The organism is Sphingobium sp. SCG-1 (assembly GCF_002953135.1).
Classification (GTDB): Bacteria; Pseudomonadota; Alphaproteobacteria; order Sphingomonadales; family Sphingomonadaceae; genus Sphingobium.
Genome location: NZ_CP026372.1, coordinates 198,383 through 214,511, shown reverse-complemented (window position 1 = coordinate 214,511; position 16,129 = coordinate 198,383). Strand labels below are relative to the sequence as shown.

Sequence of the window (16,129 nt, the reverse complement as noted above, 5' to 3'; positions counted from 1 at the left end):
AGATGTTCGTTGATAAGAGCAGTTTGGTACCATCAAGGTTGAAGCCGCTGCTCAGGAAGGCCATGTGTAAGCGATGCTGAACATACTCTCCGGCCTGATCGGTCTCATCGCTCTCATCCTGATGGTGCCTACGATTATCCCCTTTCTGGGGTGGGCCAATTGGCTCATCGTGCCCATCGCATTATTCGGCGCATTAATCGGGATGGTCTCGTCTCGTAATGGCGGTCGCAACTTCTGTCTGATCGTTGCGGCGCTTGGCGTGTTTCGCCTGGTTTTGGGCGGCGGCTTTATCTGATCGGAAAACCGGGCAGTCTCGCATGACAGAGATCAAGGCTCACGCTGTAGAGGGTAGCGGCTTGCCGTTCGGTATCGCAGCCTACGGCATGTGGGGACTGCTGCCTATATATTTCAAGCTGCTATCCGATGTTGAACCACTTGAACTAGTATCAAGCCGGGTGTTATTTTCGCTGATCTTCATGGGCGTCGTTCTTACGGCGACGGGAGCGTTGCGGGAGTTTGGTCGTACGCTGCGCCATCGCGCTACGATGATTGCAATGACTGGCAGCGCAACTTTAATAGCGATCAATTGGCTGACGTACATCTGGGCCGTGAATGGCGGTCATGTTGTTGGCGCCAGTCTTGGCTATTTCCTCAATCCATTGATAAACGTCCTGCTAGGCGTTCTGGTGTTGAAGGAGAAGCTGCGCCGGGCACAGATGGCCGCAATTTTCGTTGCGGCGCTTGGCGTGATCGTGATGGCTGCTTCCGCTTTGCAGACGTTGTGGGTCAGCCTGGTGCTGGCGCTTTCTTTCGCCTTTTACGGTTTAATTCGTAAAACGGCGGACGTGGGGCCGCGCCAGGGGCTAGCCGCCGAAACCTTGATCCTGACGCCAATCGCCGGATGTTATATGATATGGCTGGCGAGCAACAGCACCATGACCTTTGGCATTGACGCCGGAACCTCTACTCTGTTGGCGTTGAGCGGGATAATCACTTCAGTTCCTCTGCTGCTTTTCGCCACAGCCGCCCGCCGCCTGCCACTCACTACGTTGGGCTTGCTCCAGTACATAGCACCCACGCTTCAGTTTATTATCGGTATTCTCTATGGTGAGACACTAAGCGGAGGCCAGATGGTAAGCTTCGGCTTGATTTGGGCTGGATTGGTGCTGTTTACCGTGGATTCTGTCGGGAACTTGCGTAGGGCGCGGGCTATTGACCTGCAGAATCCCACTTCATCCGTGACGGCTCCAATTAGGTAGTTGGTATCAGAACTGCGTAGCCTCGAAGCGGATAGGTTCACCGATCGCCGCGTCTGCCAAAGTATCTTCCCACATTACTCGGTGCCCACGCACGATTGTGCCCATTGCTTTGCCCGTAAGCTGCATGCCCTCAAAAGGCGACCATCCGCAGCGTGAGGCCAACCAGTCCCCGTCGATCGTCCACTGCTTCTTCAGGTCCACGATAGTGAAGTCCGCATCATAGCCTGAAGCGATGCGGCCCTTGCCAACGAGGCCAAAGATGCGCTGTGGCCCTGCGCTGGTCAGTTCTATGAACCGCGCCAAGGTCGTGCGACCGTTCGCCACATGATTGAGCAGCAGCGGCACTAATGTTTGCACGCCCGGCATACCGCTGGGCGACGCGGGATACGTCTTGGACTTTTCCTCCAACGTATGCGGGGCATGGTCTGACCCCAGCACGTCGGGAACACCCTGGTTGAGCCACTGCCACAGTCCGTCCCGATGCGCGCCTGAACGAATCGGTGGGTTCATCTGCGCGAACGTGCCGAGGCGCGGATAGGCGTCTTCGCCCGCCAGCGTCAGATGCTGGGGCGTCACTTCGCAAGTGGCGATATCCTTGTTCTGCGCGATATATTCCAGTTCGGCGGGCGTCGTTATGTGCAGGATGTGGATGCGCCGTCGGGCCGCACGGGCAAGGCCGATTATCCGCTTCGTCGCCAGCATTGCGCTTTCATCATCTCGCCAGATCGGATGCGTGGAAGGATTGGCTTCCAGTGCCAGATGCTTGCGCGCGTTCATGCGGGTTTCGTCCTCGGCATGGATTGCGACACGGCGCTTGCCCGACCCCAGTACGCGGGACAGGGCACTGTCGTCGTCAACCAGCAGGCTGCCGGTCGAGGCACCCATGAAGATTTTCACGCCGGCCGTTCCGGGTATCCGCTCCAGATTGACAAGCTGCTCGGCATTGTCGGCCGTTGCGCCTACATAGAAGGCATGGTCGCACCACATCCGATGGTGCGCTCGCGCGAGTTTGTCGCGAATTCGCTCTTCGCTGTCGGTGTTGGGGTTGGTATTCGGCATCTCGAAAACCGCCGTCACCCCGCCGAGCACTGCTGCGCGGCTGCCGCTCTCCAGATCCTCCTTGTGCTCGAGACCGGGCTCGCGGAAATGCACCTGGCTGTCGATCACGCCCGGTAGAATATCCAGGCCCGTGCAATCGATCGTCTCGCCTGCCGAAAAGCCGCTGCCGATTGCCGCAATTTTGCCGCCGAGCACCGCCACATCGGTCTGCGCCGGACCTCCAGGTGTATGGACGGTGCCGTTCTTCAGGACGAGGTCATAGGTCTGGGTCATCGGATATACCAACTTCGGGTTGGAGAAAGACTGTGATCGTCCTACCTAAAGCCCATGTCTGATACTATAGCGAACACCACTCTACAGGATCGCGCGATCATTCGCATCGGTGGCGAAGAAGCGCGCCCTTTTCTTCAAGGACTTATCACTCAAGATGTCCTTGGCCTGACACCGGGCGCGCCTCGCTGGTCGGGGCTGCTTACGCCGCAGGGGAAGGCCTTGTTCGACTTCATCCTGTGGGCTGTTGGCGCGGACGTGCTGATCGATTGCGAAGCAGCACAGGCCGATGCATTGGCGCGGCGACTGTCGCTCTACAGGCTGCGTCGACCCGTTACGATCGTGCGGGAGCCTGAATTAGCGGTGCATTGGGCACTGGAAGCACCAGGCAAGCCGCTCGATCCGCGACTTCCGGCACTCGGCCATCGTTGGCTTGATCGACCTGGCGAAGGCGATGCATCGATGGCATTTCGTTCGCACCGTTTATCTTTGCAGGTTTTGGAGGGTGCGGAGGAGCTTGGTCAGGACCAGACGCTTTGGCTGGAGGCAAATGCCGAGGAACTGAACGGCGTCGACTTCACCAAAGGGTGCTATGTCGGCCAGGAGAACACGGCCCGGATGCATTATCGGTCCAAGGTAAACCGCCGGCTGGTCGCGGTGCCAGTGGCGCAGGCGGATGCAAAAAGGCAGCGCTTGGTTTTGCCTGATCTAGACGTATCGATAGAACACCGGCGCATCGAAGATATCATCGACCTGCCTCTGCCGGAATGGTTGGCCGCTGCCGTAACGGCACCTATTGAACAGTGATTTTCGTGCGTCGCATCATTGCTGCTTTAGCTTGGTTCGTGGTGGCGCCAGCCGTGGCGCAGGCCGAAACGCGCTGGACGCTCGTGAAAAGCTACCCACACGATCCGAAAGCCTTCACCGAAGGACTGCTCTGGGCAGACGGCAGCCTGTACGAAAGCACCGGGCTGAATGGCTCTTCGGACATTCGGCAGGTCCGATTGAAGGACGGCAAGGTAGTTCGCCGCACTGCCATTGAACCCCAATATTTCGGCGAGGGTATCGTAAACTGGGGTGATCGTATCGTCAGCCTGACATGGCGGCATCGGCAGGGTTTTGTTTGGGACCGCAAGACGTTCAAACGCACCGGGAACTTCCGCTATGAAGGCGAAGGCTGGGCGCTGACGCAGGATGGCCATGCGATCATCATGAGCGATGGAACGTCGCAACTGCGCTTCCTAGATCCTCAGACGCTTCAGGAGCAGAAGCGGATTACAGTGACTTGGAACGGCCGACCCGTCGATCGGCTGAATGAACTGGAATATGTGAAGGGCGAAGTGCTGGCGAACATCTGGTACGAAAGCCGCATCGCCCGGATTAATCCGGCGACGGGCGCTGTGATCGACTGGATCGACCTTTCGCCTCTCGCAGCACAGGTGCGGCTGACGGATAGCGACGCAGTATTGAACGGAATCGCCTATGATGCCGCCAAGGACCGCCTTTTCGTCACGGGCAAATTCTGGCCAAAACTGTTTGAGATCAAGCTACAGCGCTAGGCTGCCTTGCTGCCGCCGAGCGCCTTCTGGCGACGGCGCTGGACTGAGGAACCAATGCCGATCGCCTCGCGATATTTCGCGACCGTGCGGCGCGCGATGTCGAAGCCTTTCTCCCGCAAAAGATCGACCAGCGTGTCATCTGACAGGATCTTGCGCGGGTCTTCATTCGCGATCAACGCCTTGATGTGGCTCTTGACGGCTTCGGCAGAGACGGCATCTCCGCCGTCTGACGACTGGATTGCGCTAGTGAAAAAATATTTGAGTTCGAACAGCCCGCGCGGACAGGAGAGGTATTTGTTCGAAGTGACGCGGCTGACCGTCGATTCGTGCATACCGATCGCTTCCGCGACCATGCGTAAGGTAAGGGGGCGCAAATGCGCGACGCCTTTCCGAAAAAACTCTTCCTGCTGCTTCACGATCTCGCTCGCTACCTTGATGATCGTCTTCTGCCGCTGGTCCAATGCCTTCACCAGCCAACTGGCGCTGGCAAGACAGTCGGCGAGCCACGCCTTGGAGTTCTTGTCGTGCGTCCCGCCAGCCAGTTCGACATAATAGCTGCGGTTGACCAGCAGGCGCGGAAGCGTCGCCATATTCACTTCGATGGACCAGCCGCTCCCGCGAGGTGTCACAAACAGGTCGGGCACCACGGCCTGCGTAGCACTGCTGCCGAAGCGGAGGCCCGGCTTGGGATCATAATTACGCAACTCACTGATCATGTCCGCCAGATCTTCCTCGTCTACGCCGCAGATGCGCCGCAACTGTGGAAGTGCGCCCTTGGCGAGAATGTCGAGATTCTTCAGCATCAACTGCATGCAAGGGTCGTAGCGATCCGCTTCCTTGGCCTGTAATGTGAGACATTCTGACAGTGTACGCGCGCCGACTCCAGTGGGATCAAACGACTGGATGATCTCAAGCACGGACTCGACCGCGTAGAGCGGCACGTTGAGATTATGGGCCGTTTGCAGGAGATCGGCTTCAAGATAACCCGCATCATCGATCTGACCGATCAATTGACCTGCAATGATGAGTTCCACACCCGACAGCCGCGCCCCGGCCTGCGCCACTAGATGTTCGTGCAGGCCCATCTCGGCGCCTGCAAAGCTGTCGAAGTCGGGACCGTCCTCGCCGAAACCTGCCCCCATTTCACCCGAAGCAACACCGCCGCCAAGCCCTGCCGAATGGGAGTGCTCAGCCGCCCGATCACCTGGACCATCGTCGATAAATGTCTCGGCGCCAAAATCCACGTCGAGAGGGTTGTCGGACGTACCCATGCCTTGCGCGATCAGCGAGTCGGCACTGGCCGTTTCAGACGACAATATGGGTGCATCGAACACTGTGTCTGCTCCCTCGCCGAGAGACGTATCTTCTGGTCCGCCCGAGGCGGCTTCCAGCAGGGGGTTCTTCTCCAGCTCACCCGCAATGAACGTTTCGATTTCAAGGTTGGACAACGCCAGCAGACGGATCGCCTGCTGCAACTGCGGCGTCATCACCAGCGACTGGCTCTGCCGCAAATCCAGGCGTGGACCTAAGCCCATTATCCCTGCCTGCCGCTACAAGGAAGGACGGGCCGGATCATCATGTCACAGCGAGAAGCTCTCGCCGAGATAGAGGCGGCGGACTTCGGCATTGGCAACGAGTTCCGTCGGGCTGCCCGCGAACAGAACTTTCCCGTCATAAATGATGCAGGCGCGATCGACGATTTCCAGAGTCTCCCGCACATTATGATCGGTGATGAGCACGCCAATCCCCCGATTCTTCAGATCCTTCACTAAATCGCGAATATCGGCGATCGAGAGCGGATCGATGCCCGCAAAAGGCTCGTCGAGCAGAACGATCGAAGGATTTGCGGCAAGCGCCCGCGCGATTTCACAGCGTCGCCGCTCCCCACCCGACAGCGCCATTGCGGGCGCGGCACGTAGTCGGACGAGGCCAAATTCGGAGAGCAAGGTTTCCAGCCGCTCCGCCCTCGCCGTTTGGTCAGGCTCGGCCAGTTCCAGAACCGCGCCAATATTCTGTTCGACCGTCATGCCGCGAAAGATCGAGGTTTCTTGCGGCAAATAGCCAAGCCCTAAAATGGCTCGGCGGTACATGGGCAGACTGGTAATATCCTGCCCATCGAGCATGATCCTGCCGCTATCAGGACGAACCAATCCCATGATGGAATAAAAACAGGTCGTTTTGCCCGCGCCATTCGGGCCGAGCAGCCCTACGACTTCGCCATTGCCGACCGTCAATGATACGTCGGTAAGAACCGCGCGCCGGTCATAGCTCTTTGCGATGGAGATGACCGACAGCCCGTCAGTGATGTCGCGCGGCGGCGCAACCGACGTTGTGCGTTCGATGCTGGCCATATCGTCCATGGGTCTTCCTTATATACCCCACATGCTCCGCATATGTGCAATCTGGCAGGCTTTGTGCATGGCGGGAGAGAAATCGGCAAGAGGCTTTAGCGGAATTGCCCTTGAAGCCGAGAAATCAAGGCTGATTAGTCCGCTGCGGCACTGTGAAGGTGCCCGAAACGCGACCGCTTGAACCGGTGACGGATCCCGGCGGCCCTCCCGACGAGCGCCCATCCACGCTCGATCGTCCACTGGCAAGGTCCATCACCAAACGACCACCCGTCAGTCGGTTCGTACCCTGATTTAATTGCACGTTACCCAACATCGTGATTAGCCGCCGATTGAGATCGTAAATAGCGACGTTACCTCGCGCCGTCTCCGCGCCTCGTGTCACGATGACATTGCCCGACGCATCTATCCGGTCGATTTCTACGCTTCCGGTCTGCCTGTAGGCCACCGTCATCCGGGCCGCCTTCAACGTCAGTCCAGCCTGATCGACTACGACATTGCCGGAGACGACGACACGATCAGCGCGATCCTGCACTTCGATTCGGTCGGCCGAAAAATTGACGGGTGCGTTGCTGTTGTGATTCGCCATGAACTGCGCATGGGCGGCGCTGCTCATGGCGCATTGACCAGCAATGACGACGGTGCAGGCGATCAAGACGGACAGGCGGCTCATTGTCATCGCCCTTTGAGACCATTTTGATCGATGCGCAAGCGGGCACGGCCATTCAAGGTCACGGTTCTTGCGCCCAGATCGGCTTCCAGATGATCGGCGCTGAAAGTGCCTATCGGCATGCGCCCATCGACCCGGCCCGCGCTCTTCATCTGTCTCGTCTTGAGATCCACTCCGACATCACGTGTCGTCAGGCGATACCCCGCGGCCGACTGGAATTGAACCGCACCATCTATCGCGACGCGTTCCGCGTTCATGTCGTATCGCCCCTTCTGCGCAACCAGTACAGCCGGGCCATCCGACAAGAGGATGCGCGCGGACAAATCCCGCAAGTCGACGATCGGCTCACGCGAGCTTTTCTGCACCGCCGATCCCGCACGCAGCGAGAAGCGCTGCCCTTTCGTATCCTCGCCGCGATACAGCGCTTCAGTAACGCGCATGCGTTCCTTGGCCACAGCCACCTTATTCTTGTCGAGCACGAAGCTAACGTCGCCCGCATTGGTGAACGGGGCCATCGCAAGAAAAGCCGACAGGATACCGACCAGAACCGGAAGCACGTTCTTCAGCGTCCCGATCAGGCGATCATGACTGCCGCCGGGTAATGCCCAGTGCTGGCGATAGGTGCGTTGTTGTTCGGCCTGAAGGGACATCTACGTCTCACATGTGCGCGAAAATGTCGGTTTCCGGCCATCCGGCAAGATCGAGCAACGCGCGGTGTGGCAGGAAATCGAAGCAGGCCTGCGCGAGTTCCATGCGGCCCTCACGGATCAATCGGCGATCCAGTTCCTCTTTCAGCAGGTGGAGATACCGCACGTCTGATGCGGCATAATCCTTCTGCGCATCGGAGAGGATCGGGCCACCCCAATCAGAGCTTTGCTGCACTTTGCTTAGTTCCTGCGAGAGCAGTTCGCGGACTAGCTCTTTAAGGCCATGCCGGTCGGTGTAAGTGCGTATCAACCGCGAAGCGATCTTCGTGCAATATACTGGGGCAGCGAGTACGCCTAGATAATGCTGCATAGCCGCTATGTCGAAACGACCGAAGTGGAATAGTTTCAACCGCGTCGGATCGGCAACAATGGCTTTTAGATTAGGCGCGTCGTAGCGGCTGTCCGGATTGAAGCGCACCAGATGCTCGTCACCCCTTCCGTCGCTGATCTGTACGAGGCACAGGCGGTCGCGCGGGGTTATCAAACCCATGGTTTCGGTGTCGATGGCAACTGACCCTTCAGCGAGTATGTCCGCGGGAAGGTCTTCTTCATGAAAATAGACTGTCATCCACCCCCTTTAGAGAGGGAAGTGCGGCAACTCAATGCGCCGTTTCCTGGAACAGGCTTCGCAATTCGGTGTTATGAAGATGCAAAATACATCCGCCTTCTAAAATGGCGGAAAATCGTTCGCGTAAGGGGAAAAATCTGTTTATAGTGATTCCCAAACCGTGGTTTTGCGGCGGATTCTGCATGTCCCTTCGTCCGGCATGTTCATCCGAAGTTCGATGGGCGAAGCGAAAGTGACTAACAGGGCATGAGTTTTGATAGAGGCCGCCGCGGACGCGGCAAGGACAAGCGGGACGGTTTCGGCGACGAGAACTTCGGCGGGTATGCGGAACAAGGCGGTGGTCGCTTTGGTGGCGGCGGTGATCGCTTCGGCGGCGGCGGCGGTGGTTTTGGCGGTGGTGACCGCTTCGGCGGCGGCGGCGGCGGCGGTTTTGGCGGTGGTGACCGCTTCGGCGGCGGTGGTGCTGGCGGCGGCTTTCGCGGTGGTGCTGGCGGCGGCGGTGGTGGTCGCGGTATGCCGGCACAAGTCGTTGGCGAAGGTACCGGCGTTGTAAAGTTCTTCAACGCGCAGAAGGGTTTCGGCTTCGTGGTGCGCGATGACGGCGGGGAAGACGTTTTCGTTCATATCAGCGCTGTGGAACAAGCCGGTCTGACAGGATTGGCCGAAGGTCAGCCGCTGGGCTTCACGCTGGTTGATCGTGGCGGCAAGGTATCGGCTACTGATCTGAAGATCGAGGGCGAACCGCTTCCTGTGAGCGATCGCGCACCTCCGCGCGAGCCTCGCGCAGGCGGCTTCGGTGGTGCTCCGGCTGGCCCCGGCGGTGATCGCGGTCCGCAGCGGCAACTTACTGGCGAACGTGCAAGCGGGACGGTTAAGTTCTTTAACGCAATGAAGGGCTTCGGCTTTATCCAGCGTGACGATGGTCAGCCCGATGCGTTCGTTCATATCAGCGCCGTTGAGCGTGCGGGTATGGCTGCGCTGAATGAGGGGGATCGGCTGGACTTCGAACTTGAAGTCGATCGCCGCGGCAAATACGCTGCCGTGAATCTGCAGTCGAAGGCCGAATAACTAATCCGGCGGCATTCTTTGGAACGTTGCTCTAACTAAAAAGGCTGATGCATCTTACGGTGCGTCAGCCTTTTTCAATTGCACGGCGATCTCGCCACTGTTGCTCGCTTGAGCCGCCCCAAGCGAGCAAGCTAGCGTTGAATCATCCTTTGCGGCTGGCCTCGAACAGAAACCAGGCGCGCTCTTCGGCTTCATCTGTCCAATCGTCCACAATGCCTTCGGTCGCGTTGTCACCTGCCGCAGTTGCGGCTTCTTTAACGGCCCTCAATCCTTCAACCAGCGTCAAATTATCCTGACGCAATTCGGCGAGCATGTCGTCGGCGCTTACGAAGGAGGCGTCGTTGTCGGACAGGGTCTGGTGGCGCGAAATGTCTCCGATGGATCGCAAAGTGGTGTTTCCCGCCTTACGCACGCGCTCGGCGATGGCATCGGTAGTGGCGAGAATCTGACTGGCTTGGTCGTCAAACATCAAGTGATAGTCGCGAAAGTGCGGTCCTGACACATGCCAATGAAAGTTCTTGGTCTTGAAATACAGGGCATAGCTATCCGCCAGCACACTGTTCAGGGCTTCCGCCACGGACTTCGTCTCATTGCTCTTGAGGTCGGTGGGAGTCTTCAGATCGGACGGGACATTTGTATCGGCATCGGTCATGGGCGTTCTCCTGATCGTCGGGATAAGGTTACGCAGACATAATGAGCCAGTGGCGAATTAGTGCCACCTCAAAAGCGTGGATTGTGTCAAGAAAACTCGCAGAGAGTAATCGTTCCGCCCGATCAAAGAAGTCCGGTGGCGGAAAGCCCTAGAACCGAACCGATTATAATAAAAGTTGCCCCGGTTATCCGGCGCACCGCTGCCAAGACGCTGGTTTTCGCTAAAGGATGCCGAGTGATTACCACTGGCACACATGCCATGAAGATACCTAAGCACCCGCCGACTGCGGCGGGAACCGGGTCAGCCATACGTGCCGCTATTCCGACGATGATGAATTGCGCGGCGTCACCGAAGCTCAGGATGGAGATGCCTAGAAGAGTGGTCGTGAAAGGTCCGGTACGCCACCGCTCCAGCAGATCAGGCTGTCGCGCCTTTAGCAGAAGGCCTGCTCCCGCCGACCCAATGGCAACAGCCAGAAGCAGAGATCGTGCGTCTGTAGAGAGCAGGGTAGAAATGTACCAGCCAGCCCCGGCAGATATTATCGCATTAGCTAGAGCAGCGATGGCCACTCCAGCAAGGATCGCGCGATTTCGCGCGAATCGCTGCGCCAGAGCCATGGCCAGCCTCTGACTGCCGCCGCCGATCTCACAGAGCAGGCAGGCCAGCAGGGTCGATAACAGTGCGTCCATTAAACTTGTGAGCGTCAGGCGCCGACGCGCAACGATATCGCCGCCATATATGCGCTGCTGACCTGCGGCCCCACATCTTCGCATTCGGCAGCGTCACGCATCATATCAAGATAGGAGAGGATGATGGGTCCATGACCATCCAGCGCCAGTGCCGATTCGAGCATCGAGGCTAATCGCTCCAGCGGTTCCATGCCATAGCTGCGGGCGATGTGACGAATCTGATCCACTTCCTCGCACATTGTCGACAGGCGGATATGGCCGCGCTGCGCCGCCAAGGCATCAATACGGTTGACGACATCGGCGCGAATCATAAGCATGGCATCGTGTTTCATGAGCGTCGTTCCCCGCTACCTGTCCTCCCAGGAACATGCGCCCCAGGTGGTTAATGGCCCGTAAAGTGCGGCAGACGCGTGTGTTGGGCCGCAGCTTAGCTTGACAGCGGTGAGAATCTGACGCATTGGGCGGCCCTGAAACGGGGCGGCTGCGATGCCGCCTTTATTTTTCAACAGATTCGCGGAAGCTTGCTTCCGCCCATTTTGCAAGGATACGGCCATGGCGAAGCCAGCCACCGTCAAGATCAGACTCGTCAGCACCGCTGACACCGGCTTCTTCTACGTGACGAAGAAGAACCCGCGTACGAAGACGGAAAAGTTCAGCTTCCGCAAATATGATCCCGTCGTGCGCAAGCACGTCGAGTTCAAGGAAGCCAAGATCAAGTAAGCCGCTACTGCCGGTTCCGGCCGGTAATGCTGGTACTGCATCAAGCCCGTGCGATGTTCGCGCGGGCTTTGCTGTTGCTTAGGAACCGACCTCGCGGCCGGACTTGAACATCCCATTCACGGTTTCCATGAATTTCATCACGGAGATCGGTTTGGACACATAGGCTTCTGCGCCAGCGGCCCGTATCTTTTCCTCATCGCCCTTTCCGGCATAGGCCGTGACCGCCATGACCGGCACAGGCGCCAGCGTAGTATCAGCCTTCAACGCGATGATGATGTCGATCCCGCTGACATGCGGCAGATGGATGTCCATGATAATCAGCTCTGGCGAAAAATCTCGAGCCTGCGTTAGTGCATCGCGCCCGTCGCGTACCGGCAGCGCGTCATGGCCATGCGCACGGAGGAGATCGCAGAAAAGTTTCAAATTGAGTTCGTTGTCCTCGACAACGAGCACGCGCTTTGCCACCAGAAGCTCCAGAAAACTCACTGGGAAGCGGGAATATTCCCTATCCCCTTAATAAGGCAAATCTTTAATGCCCGCCAAGCACATGGAAAGCAATAAGGGCTTGCCCGATGCGCAGACGATTGCGCTACAGGTGGTCGTCTGGATGCTGTCGGAGTCGCGACGCGCAGAACGATTGCTTGCCGTTACGGGGCTGGATGCCGATGCGTTGCGGGACGGTATCGGCGACGACGCTGTGCTGGGGGCAGTGCTGGACCATCTTGCCAATTACGAACCCGACCTTCTTGCATGCGCGGACGACCTTGGATGCTCGCCCGCCGCGATCGTGGACGCGCAAAGGAGCCTTGCCGCATGAGCCGCCCGCTGATCGTCACCGATTGCGACGAAGTCCTCCTGCACATGGTGGTGCCATTTCGCCATTGGCTCGACGAAGCGCATGGGGTGCATTTCGATATGCGGGGGCAGGAATTTACCGACGCTCTGCGGCACAAGGATAGCGGCGACATACTGGAGCGCGAATTGGTATGGACGCTGCTCAGCGCGTTTTTCGATACGGAGATGCATCGGCAGCAGCCGATCACCGGCGCAGTGCAGGCACTGGCGCGGCTGTCGCAAGTGGCCGATATCGAAGTATTAACGAACATCGGGGAGCGCGCCCATGCCGGGCGTATCGAGCAGTTGCGCCTGCTAGGCATAGACCATCGCGTGCACTGGAACCAGGGCGGCAAGGGACCGCCGCTGGCGAAGATCGTCGAGCGGCTGCAACCAAGCGTCACGGTGTTCATTGACGACCTGGGCGTGCATCATGCGTCGGTTGCGCGCGCCGCGCCCCAGGTGTGGCGGCTGCACATGATCGGCGAGCCGGCAATTGCGGGGCAAGTGCCTCCCGATCCCAATGCCCACGCCCGAATCGACAACTGGGCCGAAGCCGAAGAGTGGATTCGCGAGCGCTTTACCGAAGGTAAGCCTGCACCGGCTGCCGCTTGATCCTTCGCCCTTGACCCTGTTGCGCGCCGGGACCAGATAGGCGCGATGAGCATAGACAACCGCATCGCCGAACTCGGCCTCACTCTTCCGCAACCTGCCGCCCCCATCGCTTCCTATGTGGCGGCGGTGGAGGTCAACGGTCTGCTGCACATTTCAGGGCAACTGCCGTTCGATGGCGATGTGATCCTGACCGGCAAGCTCGGTGCGGATCGCGACATCGCATTCGGCCAGAAGGCAGCGGAAAAATGTGCGCTGATGCTGGTCGCGCAGATGAAGGCGGCGCTGGGATCGCTGGACCGGGTCGAGCGAATCGTGAAGCTTGGCGCTTTTGTCGTCAGCACGGATGAATTCACCGATCAGCCGGTGGTGGCCAACGGTGCATCCGATCTGATGGTCGCGATCTTCGGTGATAAGGGGCGTCATGCACGCAGTGCCGTGGGCGTCCCCGTCCTGCCACGCGGCGCGGCCGTGGAGGTCGATGCCATCGTCGCGGTGCGGCGGGACTGAGCCGGCCGACGTGATCGCCATGCACGGTTCCCCGCCGGGAAACCGGTAGCCATGAACGATTTCTCGGAAGAACCCGTTACAGTCCGCGTCGAACCGGGCGGGGTCAGCGCTGTGGACTCCCGTCAATGGGATGCTTGCGCCGGCGATTCCAACCCCTTCGTGTCCCACGCATTCCTCAGCATTATGGAGGAGTCGGGAAGCGTTGGCCCCGATACGGGATGGCAGGCGTTACCGATGTTGATCGATGCCGCCGACGGAACGCTTGCCGCTGCCGCGCCTTGCTATGCCAAGACGCATAGCCAGGGCGAATATGTGTTCGACCATCAGTGGGCGGACGCCTGGACGCGGGCGGGCGGGCAATATTACCCAAAGATCCAGATCGCTTCGCCCTTCTCTCCCGTGCCCGGCCCGCGCCTGCTGCTGCGCGATCCTGCGCTGGCGCCTGCTTTAATCGGCGGGATCGAGATGCTGGTGGAGAATAATCAGCTTTCTTCCGCCCATGCGACCTTTGTGGAGGAAAGCCAGGTGCCGCTGTTCGAGGCGGCGGGATGGCTGATTCGCGAAGACAGCCAGTTCCATTTCACCAACCCCGGCTATGGCAGCTTCGATGATTTCCTGAATGAGTTGTCGAGTTCGAAACGGAAGAACATCCGCAAGGAGCGCGCCAAGGCTGTCGAGGGGCTGGAGATTCGCCATCTCACTGGCAAGGACATCACCGAAGAGCATTGGGACATCTTCTGGCGCTTCTATCAGGATACCGGCGCGCGGAAGTGGGGGAGTCCCTATCTGACTCGCGCGGCATTCTCGATGTTGAGCGAGCGGATGGGGGAGAGGGTGCTGCTCATCCTCGCCTATCGGGGCGGCAGGGCGATTGCCGGAGCGTTGAACCTGATCGGTGGCGATGCGTTGTTCGGGCGCTATTGGGGATGCAGCGAGGACGTGCCGTTCCTGCACTTCGAGCTTTGCTATTATCAGGCGATCGACGTCGCCATCGCCTTGCGACTCGACCGAGTCGAAGCTGGCGCGCAAGGTGGGCACAAACTTGCCCGTGGCTATGAGCCGCAGCCGACATGGTCCGCGCACTACATCGCCGACGAGGGTTTCCGCCGGGCTGTAGCCGGGTTCCTGCGGCAAGAGCGCGCCGCAGTGGCGCAGGATCGCAAATTTCTGGAAGAGCGGACGCCCTTCAGGAAAGCGTGATCGTCAGGCGGCCGCGCGAGTCGTGGCGTTGATCCAGGCGCGGGCCTGACGCTGGGCTTCGACGATTTCGCGGGCGGTCATTTCATCAGCGACTTCGGCGCGCATGAACTGGGCCTGTTCGACTCCCGCCAGCGCGGCGAGGTTAAACCATTTATGGGCTTCAATATAATCGATATCGATGTCGCCGCTACCGCTGCTGTAAGCGATACCGAGGTCGAAAAGCGCCTGGCTATTGCCGCGTGCGGCGTCGGCCAAACGACTGTCCATCAGAAACTGCGCACTCTTGATACTGTTACCCATGATCTAAAACCCCTGCTGTGTTGGTCCCCCAGTGAACTTCCCCGAGGCACAATTTGGCGGATGGGCAATAATAAATGGTTAACGGCGCGTTAGACCTTCGTCGGATTGCCGAACGATTCCACGGGGAAGCAAGGTTAATGCGTCTGTGGATAACTCCCGTGCGCTAAGACAGCCCTATTTCGGCTGTACGGCGATATTGTCGATCAGGCGCGTGGTGCCGATCCTCGCGGCGGCCAGGAGACGGGCGGGGCGGTCGAGCGTCGCCATTTCCGCCAACGTCCCCGCATCGCACAGGCGGACATAATCAACTGAGGAGAAACCGTGCGCCAATATCATAGCACTCGCAGCCTCCAGCGCCTCGCCCACCGCAACGCCCTTGTGCAACTGCCGCGCCGCCTCACCCAGAGCGCGGGGCAGGGCGAGCGCGTCCTTGCGCTCCTGCGGTGTCAGATAGGCATTGCGGCTGGAGAGGGCGAGGCCATCCTCGGCCCGCTGCGTGGGCAGGCCGACGATCGCGATGTCCATGTCGAGATCGGCGGCCATGCGGCGGATAACCGCAAGTTGCTGATAGTCCTTTTCCCCGAAGACGGCGATATCGGGACGGACCTGATTGAACAGCTTCGACACGACCGTTGCGACGCCATCGAAATGTCCCGGTCGCGCTGCGCCATCCAGGCCGTCGCTGACGCCGGAGACCGACACGTTGGTCGCGAAGCCAGCCGGGTACATCACGTCCACGGTGGGCGCCCACAATATCGCGACGCCTGCATCGGCGAGCATCCGGCTGTCGCTGGCTTCGCGGCGCGGATAGAGGTCAAGATCCTCGTTCGGACCGAATTGTTTGGGATTGACGAAGATCGAGGCCACGACATGCCCCGCGTGGCGCTTCGCTTCCTCGACCAGCGCCATATGCCCGTCATGTAGCGCCCCCATGGTGGGCACCAAAGCGACGGGCTTGCCGTCATGGCGCAACGCCGCGATGGCAGAACGAAGCGAAGGAAGATCACGGAGAGTTTGCACGCGGCGGGAGGCTCCGATAAGGGCTGAACAATCAGTTTTCGCTAAGGCGTGATGGCCCGGCGGGTCAATAAACAAACGACCACA

General features: G+C 59.3%; 22 protein-coding genes. 10 read left to right on the top strand and 12 right to left on the bottom strand.

What is annotated here, in order from left to right; all coding sequences use genetic code 11:
* Window positions 1-73: 73 nt before the first annotated feature.
* Complete coding sequence (locus tag C1T17_RS01000) at window positions 74-295, top strand: hypothetical protein (RefSeq protein WP_104951804.1); 222 nt, start codon at window positions 74-76, stop codon at window positions 293-295.
* A gap of 22 nt (window positions 296-317) precedes the next feature.
* Entirely contained in the window at window positions 318-1,259 is a 942-nt protein-coding gene (rarD, locus tag C1T17_RS00995; protein WP_104951803.1) for an EamA family transporter RarD, read from the top strand.
* 6 nt (window positions 1,260-1,265) lie between these two features.
* On the opposite strand, the gene C1T17_RS00990 is transcribed toward rarD, so the two are convergent.
* Window positions 1,266-2,591, bottom strand: a complete 1,326-nt coding sequence (locus C1T17_RS00990) for a dihydroorotase (RefSeq protein WP_104951802.1) — start codon at window positions 2,589-2,591, stop codon at window positions 1,266-1,268.
* Window positions 2,592-2,657: 66 nt separating this feature from the next.
* Here C1T17_RS00990 and C1T17_RS00985 point away from each other — a divergent pair, with 66 nt between their 5' ends.
* Window positions 2,658-3,395 carry a YgfZ/GcvT domain-containing protein gene (locus tag C1T17_RS00985; RefSeq protein ID WP_104954921.1) on the top strand — a complete coding sequence of 246 codons (738 nt, stop codon included), beginning with the start codon at window positions 2,658-2,660 and terminating at the stop codon, window positions 3,393-3,395.
* Window positions 3,396-3,400: 5 nt separating this feature from the next.
* Entirely contained in the window at window positions 3,401-4,147 is a 747-nt protein-coding gene (locus C1T17_RS00980; RefSeq protein WP_104954920.1) for a glutaminyl-peptide cyclotransferase, read from the top strand.
* Here C1T17_RS00980 and rpoN read toward each other — a convergent pair.
* From rpoN to C1T17_RS00955, 5 genes are all read right to left on the bottom strand, one after another.
* The gene (rpoN, locus tag C1T17_RS00975; protein ID WP_104951801.1) at window positions 4,144-5,682 is read right to left on the bottom strand and encodes an RNA polymerase factor sigma-54; all 1,539 of its coding nucleotides are present in this window, start codon (window positions 5,680-5,682) and stop codon (window positions 4,144-4,146) included. The two genes, C1T17_RS00980 and rpoN, sit on opposite strands and share 4 nt — an antisense overlap.
* Window positions 5,683-5,727: 45 nt before the next feature.
* Window positions 5,728-6,507, bottom strand: coding sequence for an LPS export ABC transporter ATP-binding protein (gene lptB / locus C1T17_RS00970; protein WP_104951800.1), 780 nt, complete (start codon window positions 6,505-6,507; stop codon window positions 5,728-5,730).
* Between the two features lie 115 nt (window positions 6,508-6,622).
* Window positions 6,623-7,111 carry an LptA/OstA family protein gene (locus tag C1T17_RS00965; protein WP_223262888.1) on the bottom strand — a complete coding sequence of 163 codons (489 nt, stop codon included), beginning with the start codon at window positions 7,109-7,111 and terminating at the stop codon, window positions 6,623-6,625.
* A 59-nt stretch (window positions 7,112-7,170) separates the two neighbouring features.
* The gene (gene lptC / locus C1T17_RS00960) at window positions 7,171-7,815 is read right to left on the bottom strand and encodes an LPS export ABC transporter periplasmic protein LptC (protein ID WP_104951798.1); all 645 of its coding nucleotides are present in this window, start codon (window positions 7,813-7,815) and stop codon (window positions 7,171-7,173) included.
* Between the two features lie 7 nt (window positions 7,816-7,822).
* Complete coding sequence (locus C1T17_RS00955; protein WP_104951797.1) at window positions 7,823-8,440, bottom strand: ribonuclease D; 618 nt, start codon at window positions 8,438-8,440, stop codon at window positions 7,823-7,825.
* Window positions 8,441-8,686: 246 nt separating this feature from the next.
* On the opposite strand from C1T17_RS00955, the gene C1T17_RS21980 reads away from it, so the two are divergent.
* A complete protein-coding gene (locus C1T17_RS21980; protein WP_104951796.1) occupies window positions 8,687-9,508 on the top strand; it encodes a cold-shock protein in 822 nt (273 codons plus the stop codon).
* A 142-nt stretch (window positions 9,509-9,650) separates the two neighbouring features.
* On the opposite strand, the gene C1T17_RS00945 is transcribed toward C1T17_RS21980, so the two are convergent.
* The 3 genes from C1T17_RS00945 to C1T17_RS00935 all read right to left on the bottom strand — a co-directional run bounded on the left by C1T17_RS00945 (window position 9,651) and on the right by C1T17_RS00935 (window position 11,181).
* Window positions 9,651-10,160, bottom strand: coding sequence for a Dps family protein (locus tag C1T17_RS00945; protein WP_104951795.1), 510 nt, complete (start codon window positions 10,158-10,160; stop codon window positions 9,651-9,653).
* 122 nt (window positions 10,161-10,282) lie between these two features.
* Window positions 10,283-10,849 (bottom strand): TMEM165/GDT1 family protein, encoded by a 567-nt coding sequence (locus tag C1T17_RS00940; protein WP_104951794.1) that lies wholly within the window; start codon window positions 10,847-10,849, stop codon window positions 10,283-10,285.
* A gap of 14 nt (window positions 10,850-10,863) precedes the next feature.
* On the bottom strand, window positions 10,864-11,181 hold the full coding sequence (locus C1T17_RS00935; protein ID WP_104951793.1) for a hypothetical protein: 318 nt from the start codon (window positions 11,179-11,181) through the stop codon (window positions 10,864-10,866).
* A 220-nt stretch (window positions 11,182-11,401) separates the two neighbouring features.
* Here C1T17_RS00935 and rpmG point away from each other — a divergent pair, with 220 nt between their 5' ends.
* Entirely contained in the window at window positions 11,402-11,569 is a 168-nt protein-coding gene (gene rpmG / locus C1T17_RS00930; protein ID WP_066599119.1) for a 50S ribosomal protein L33, read from the top strand.
* A gap of 78 nt (window positions 11,570-11,647) precedes the next feature.
* On the opposite strand, the gene C1T17_RS00925 is transcribed toward rpmG, so the two are convergent.
* Entirely contained in the window at window positions 11,648-12,034 is a 387-nt protein-coding gene (locus tag C1T17_RS00925; RefSeq protein ID WP_189338442.1) for a response regulator, read from the bottom strand.
* 67 nt (window positions 12,035-12,101) lie between these two features.
* Here C1T17_RS00925 and C1T17_RS00920 point away from each other — a divergent pair, with 67 nt between their 5' ends.
* The 4 genes from C1T17_RS00920 to C1T17_RS00905 are packed head-to-tail and all read left to right on the top strand — an operon-like array spanning window position 12,102 to window position 14,725.
* On the top strand, window positions 12,102-12,386 hold the full coding sequence (locus C1T17_RS00920) for a DUF3572 family protein (RefSeq protein ID WP_104951792.1): 285 nt from the start codon (window positions 12,102-12,104) through the stop codon (window positions 12,384-12,386).
* Window positions 12,383-13,018 carry a hypothetical protein gene (locus tag C1T17_RS00915; RefSeq protein WP_104951791.1) on the top strand — a complete coding sequence of 212 codons (636 nt, stop codon included), beginning with the start codon at window positions 12,383-12,385 and terminating at the stop codon, window positions 13,016-13,018. The genes C1T17_RS00920 and C1T17_RS00915 overlap by 4 nt, the downstream gene beginning before the upstream one ends.
* A 45-nt stretch (window positions 13,019-13,063) precedes the next feature.
* Window positions 13,064-13,525, top strand: a complete 462-nt coding sequence (locus C1T17_RS00910) for a RidA family protein (protein ID WP_104951790.1) — start codon at window positions 13,064-13,066, stop codon at window positions 13,523-13,525.
* A gap of 51 nt (window positions 13,526-13,576) precedes the next feature.
* Window positions 13,577-14,725, top strand: a complete 1,149-nt coding sequence (locus C1T17_RS00905) for a GNAT family N-acetyltransferase (protein WP_104951789.1) — start codon at window positions 13,577-13,579, stop codon at window positions 14,723-14,725.
* Window positions 14,726-14,728: 3 nt separating this feature from the next.
* Here the strand turns inward: C1T17_RS00905 and C1T17_RS00900 are convergent, their stop codons facing one another.
* Window positions 14,729-15,025: a hypothetical protein gene (locus C1T17_RS00900; protein ID WP_104951788.1), complete on the bottom strand. Its 297-nt coding sequence runs from the start codon at window positions 15,023-15,025 to the stop codon at window positions 14,729-14,731.
* A gap of 174 nt (window positions 15,026-15,199) precedes the next feature.
* The gene (gene panC / locus C1T17_RS00895; protein ID WP_104951787.1) at window positions 15,200-16,045 is read right to left on the bottom strand and encodes a pantoate--beta-alanine ligase; all 846 of its coding nucleotides are present in this window, start codon (window positions 16,043-16,045) and stop codon (window positions 15,200-15,202) included.
* Between the last annotated feature and the right edge of the window lie 84 nt (window positions 16,046-16,129).

Excerpts from the sequence above, each read along its gene's own strand:
- C1T17_RS00905 (WP_104951789.1), top strand. The coding sequence starts at position 13,577 with ATGAACGATTTCTCGGAAGAACCCGTTACAGTCCGCGTCGAACCGGGC.
- C1T17_RS21980 (WP_104951796.1), top strand. The coding sequence starts at position 8,687 with ATGAGTTTTGATAGAGGCCGCCGCGGACGCGGCAAGGACAAGCGGGAC.
- lptB (WP_104951800.1), bottom strand. The coding sequence starts at position 6,507 with ATGGACGATATGGCCAGCATCGAACGCACAACGTCGGTTGCGCCGCCG.
- C1T17_RS00900 (WP_104951788.1), bottom strand. The coding sequence starts at position 15,025 with ATGGGTAACAGTATCAAGAGTGCGCAGTTTCTGATGGACAGTCGTTTG.
- rpoN (WP_104951801.1), bottom strand. The coding sequence starts at position 5,682 with ATGGGCTTAGGTCCACGCCTGGATTTGCGGCAGAGCCAGTCGCTGGTG.
- rpmG (WP_066599119.1), top strand. The coding sequence starts at position 11,402 with ATGGCGAAGCCAGCCACCGTCAAGATCAGACTCGTCAGCACCGCTGAC.
- C1T17_RS00990 (WP_104951802.1), bottom strand. The coding sequence starts at position 2,591 with ATGACCCAGACCTATGACCTCGTCCTGAAGAACGGCACCGTCCATACA.
- lptC (WP_104951798.1), bottom strand. The coding sequence starts at position 7,815 with ATGTCCCTTCAGGCCGAACAACAACGCACCTATCGCCAGCACTGGGCA.
- C1T17_RS00940 (WP_104951794.1), bottom strand. The coding sequence starts at position 10,849 with ATGGACGCACTGTTATCGACCCTGCTGGCCTGCCTGCTCTGTGAGATC.
- C1T17_RS00920 (WP_104951792.1), top strand. The coding sequence starts at position 12,102 with ATGCCCGCCAAGCACATGGAAAGCAATAAGGGCTTGCCCGATGCGCAG.
- C1T17_RS00945 (WP_104951795.1), bottom strand. The coding sequence starts at position 10,160 with ATGACCGATGCCGATACAAATGTCCCGTCCGATCTGAAGACTCCCACC.
- C1T17_RS00955 (WP_104951797.1), bottom strand. The coding sequence starts at position 8,440 with ATGACAGTCTATTTTCATGAAGAAGACCTTCCCGCGGACATACTCGCT.
- C1T17_RS00935 (WP_104951793.1), bottom strand. The coding sequence starts at position 11,181 with ATGAAACACGATGCCATGCTTATGATTCGCGCCGATGTCGTCAACCGT.
- C1T17_RS01000 (WP_104951804.1), top strand. The coding sequence starts at position 74 with ATGCTGAACATACTCTCCGGCCTGATCGGTCTCATCGCTCTCATCCTG.
- C1T17_RS00965 (WP_223262888.1), bottom strand. The coding sequence starts at position 7,111 with ATGAGCAGCGCCGCCCATGCGCAGTTCATGGCGAATCACAACAGCAAC.
- rarD (WP_104951803.1), top strand. The coding sequence starts at position 318 with ATGACAGAGATCAAGGCTCACGCTGTAGAGGGTAGCGGCTTGCCGTTC.
- C1T17_RS00915 (WP_104951791.1), top strand. The coding sequence starts at position 12,383 with ATGAGCCGCCCGCTGATCGTCACCGATTGCGACGAAGTCCTCCTGCAC.
- C1T17_RS00910 (WP_104951790.1), top strand. The coding sequence starts at position 13,064 with ATGAGCATAGACAACCGCATCGCCGAACTCGGCCTCACTCTTCCGCAA.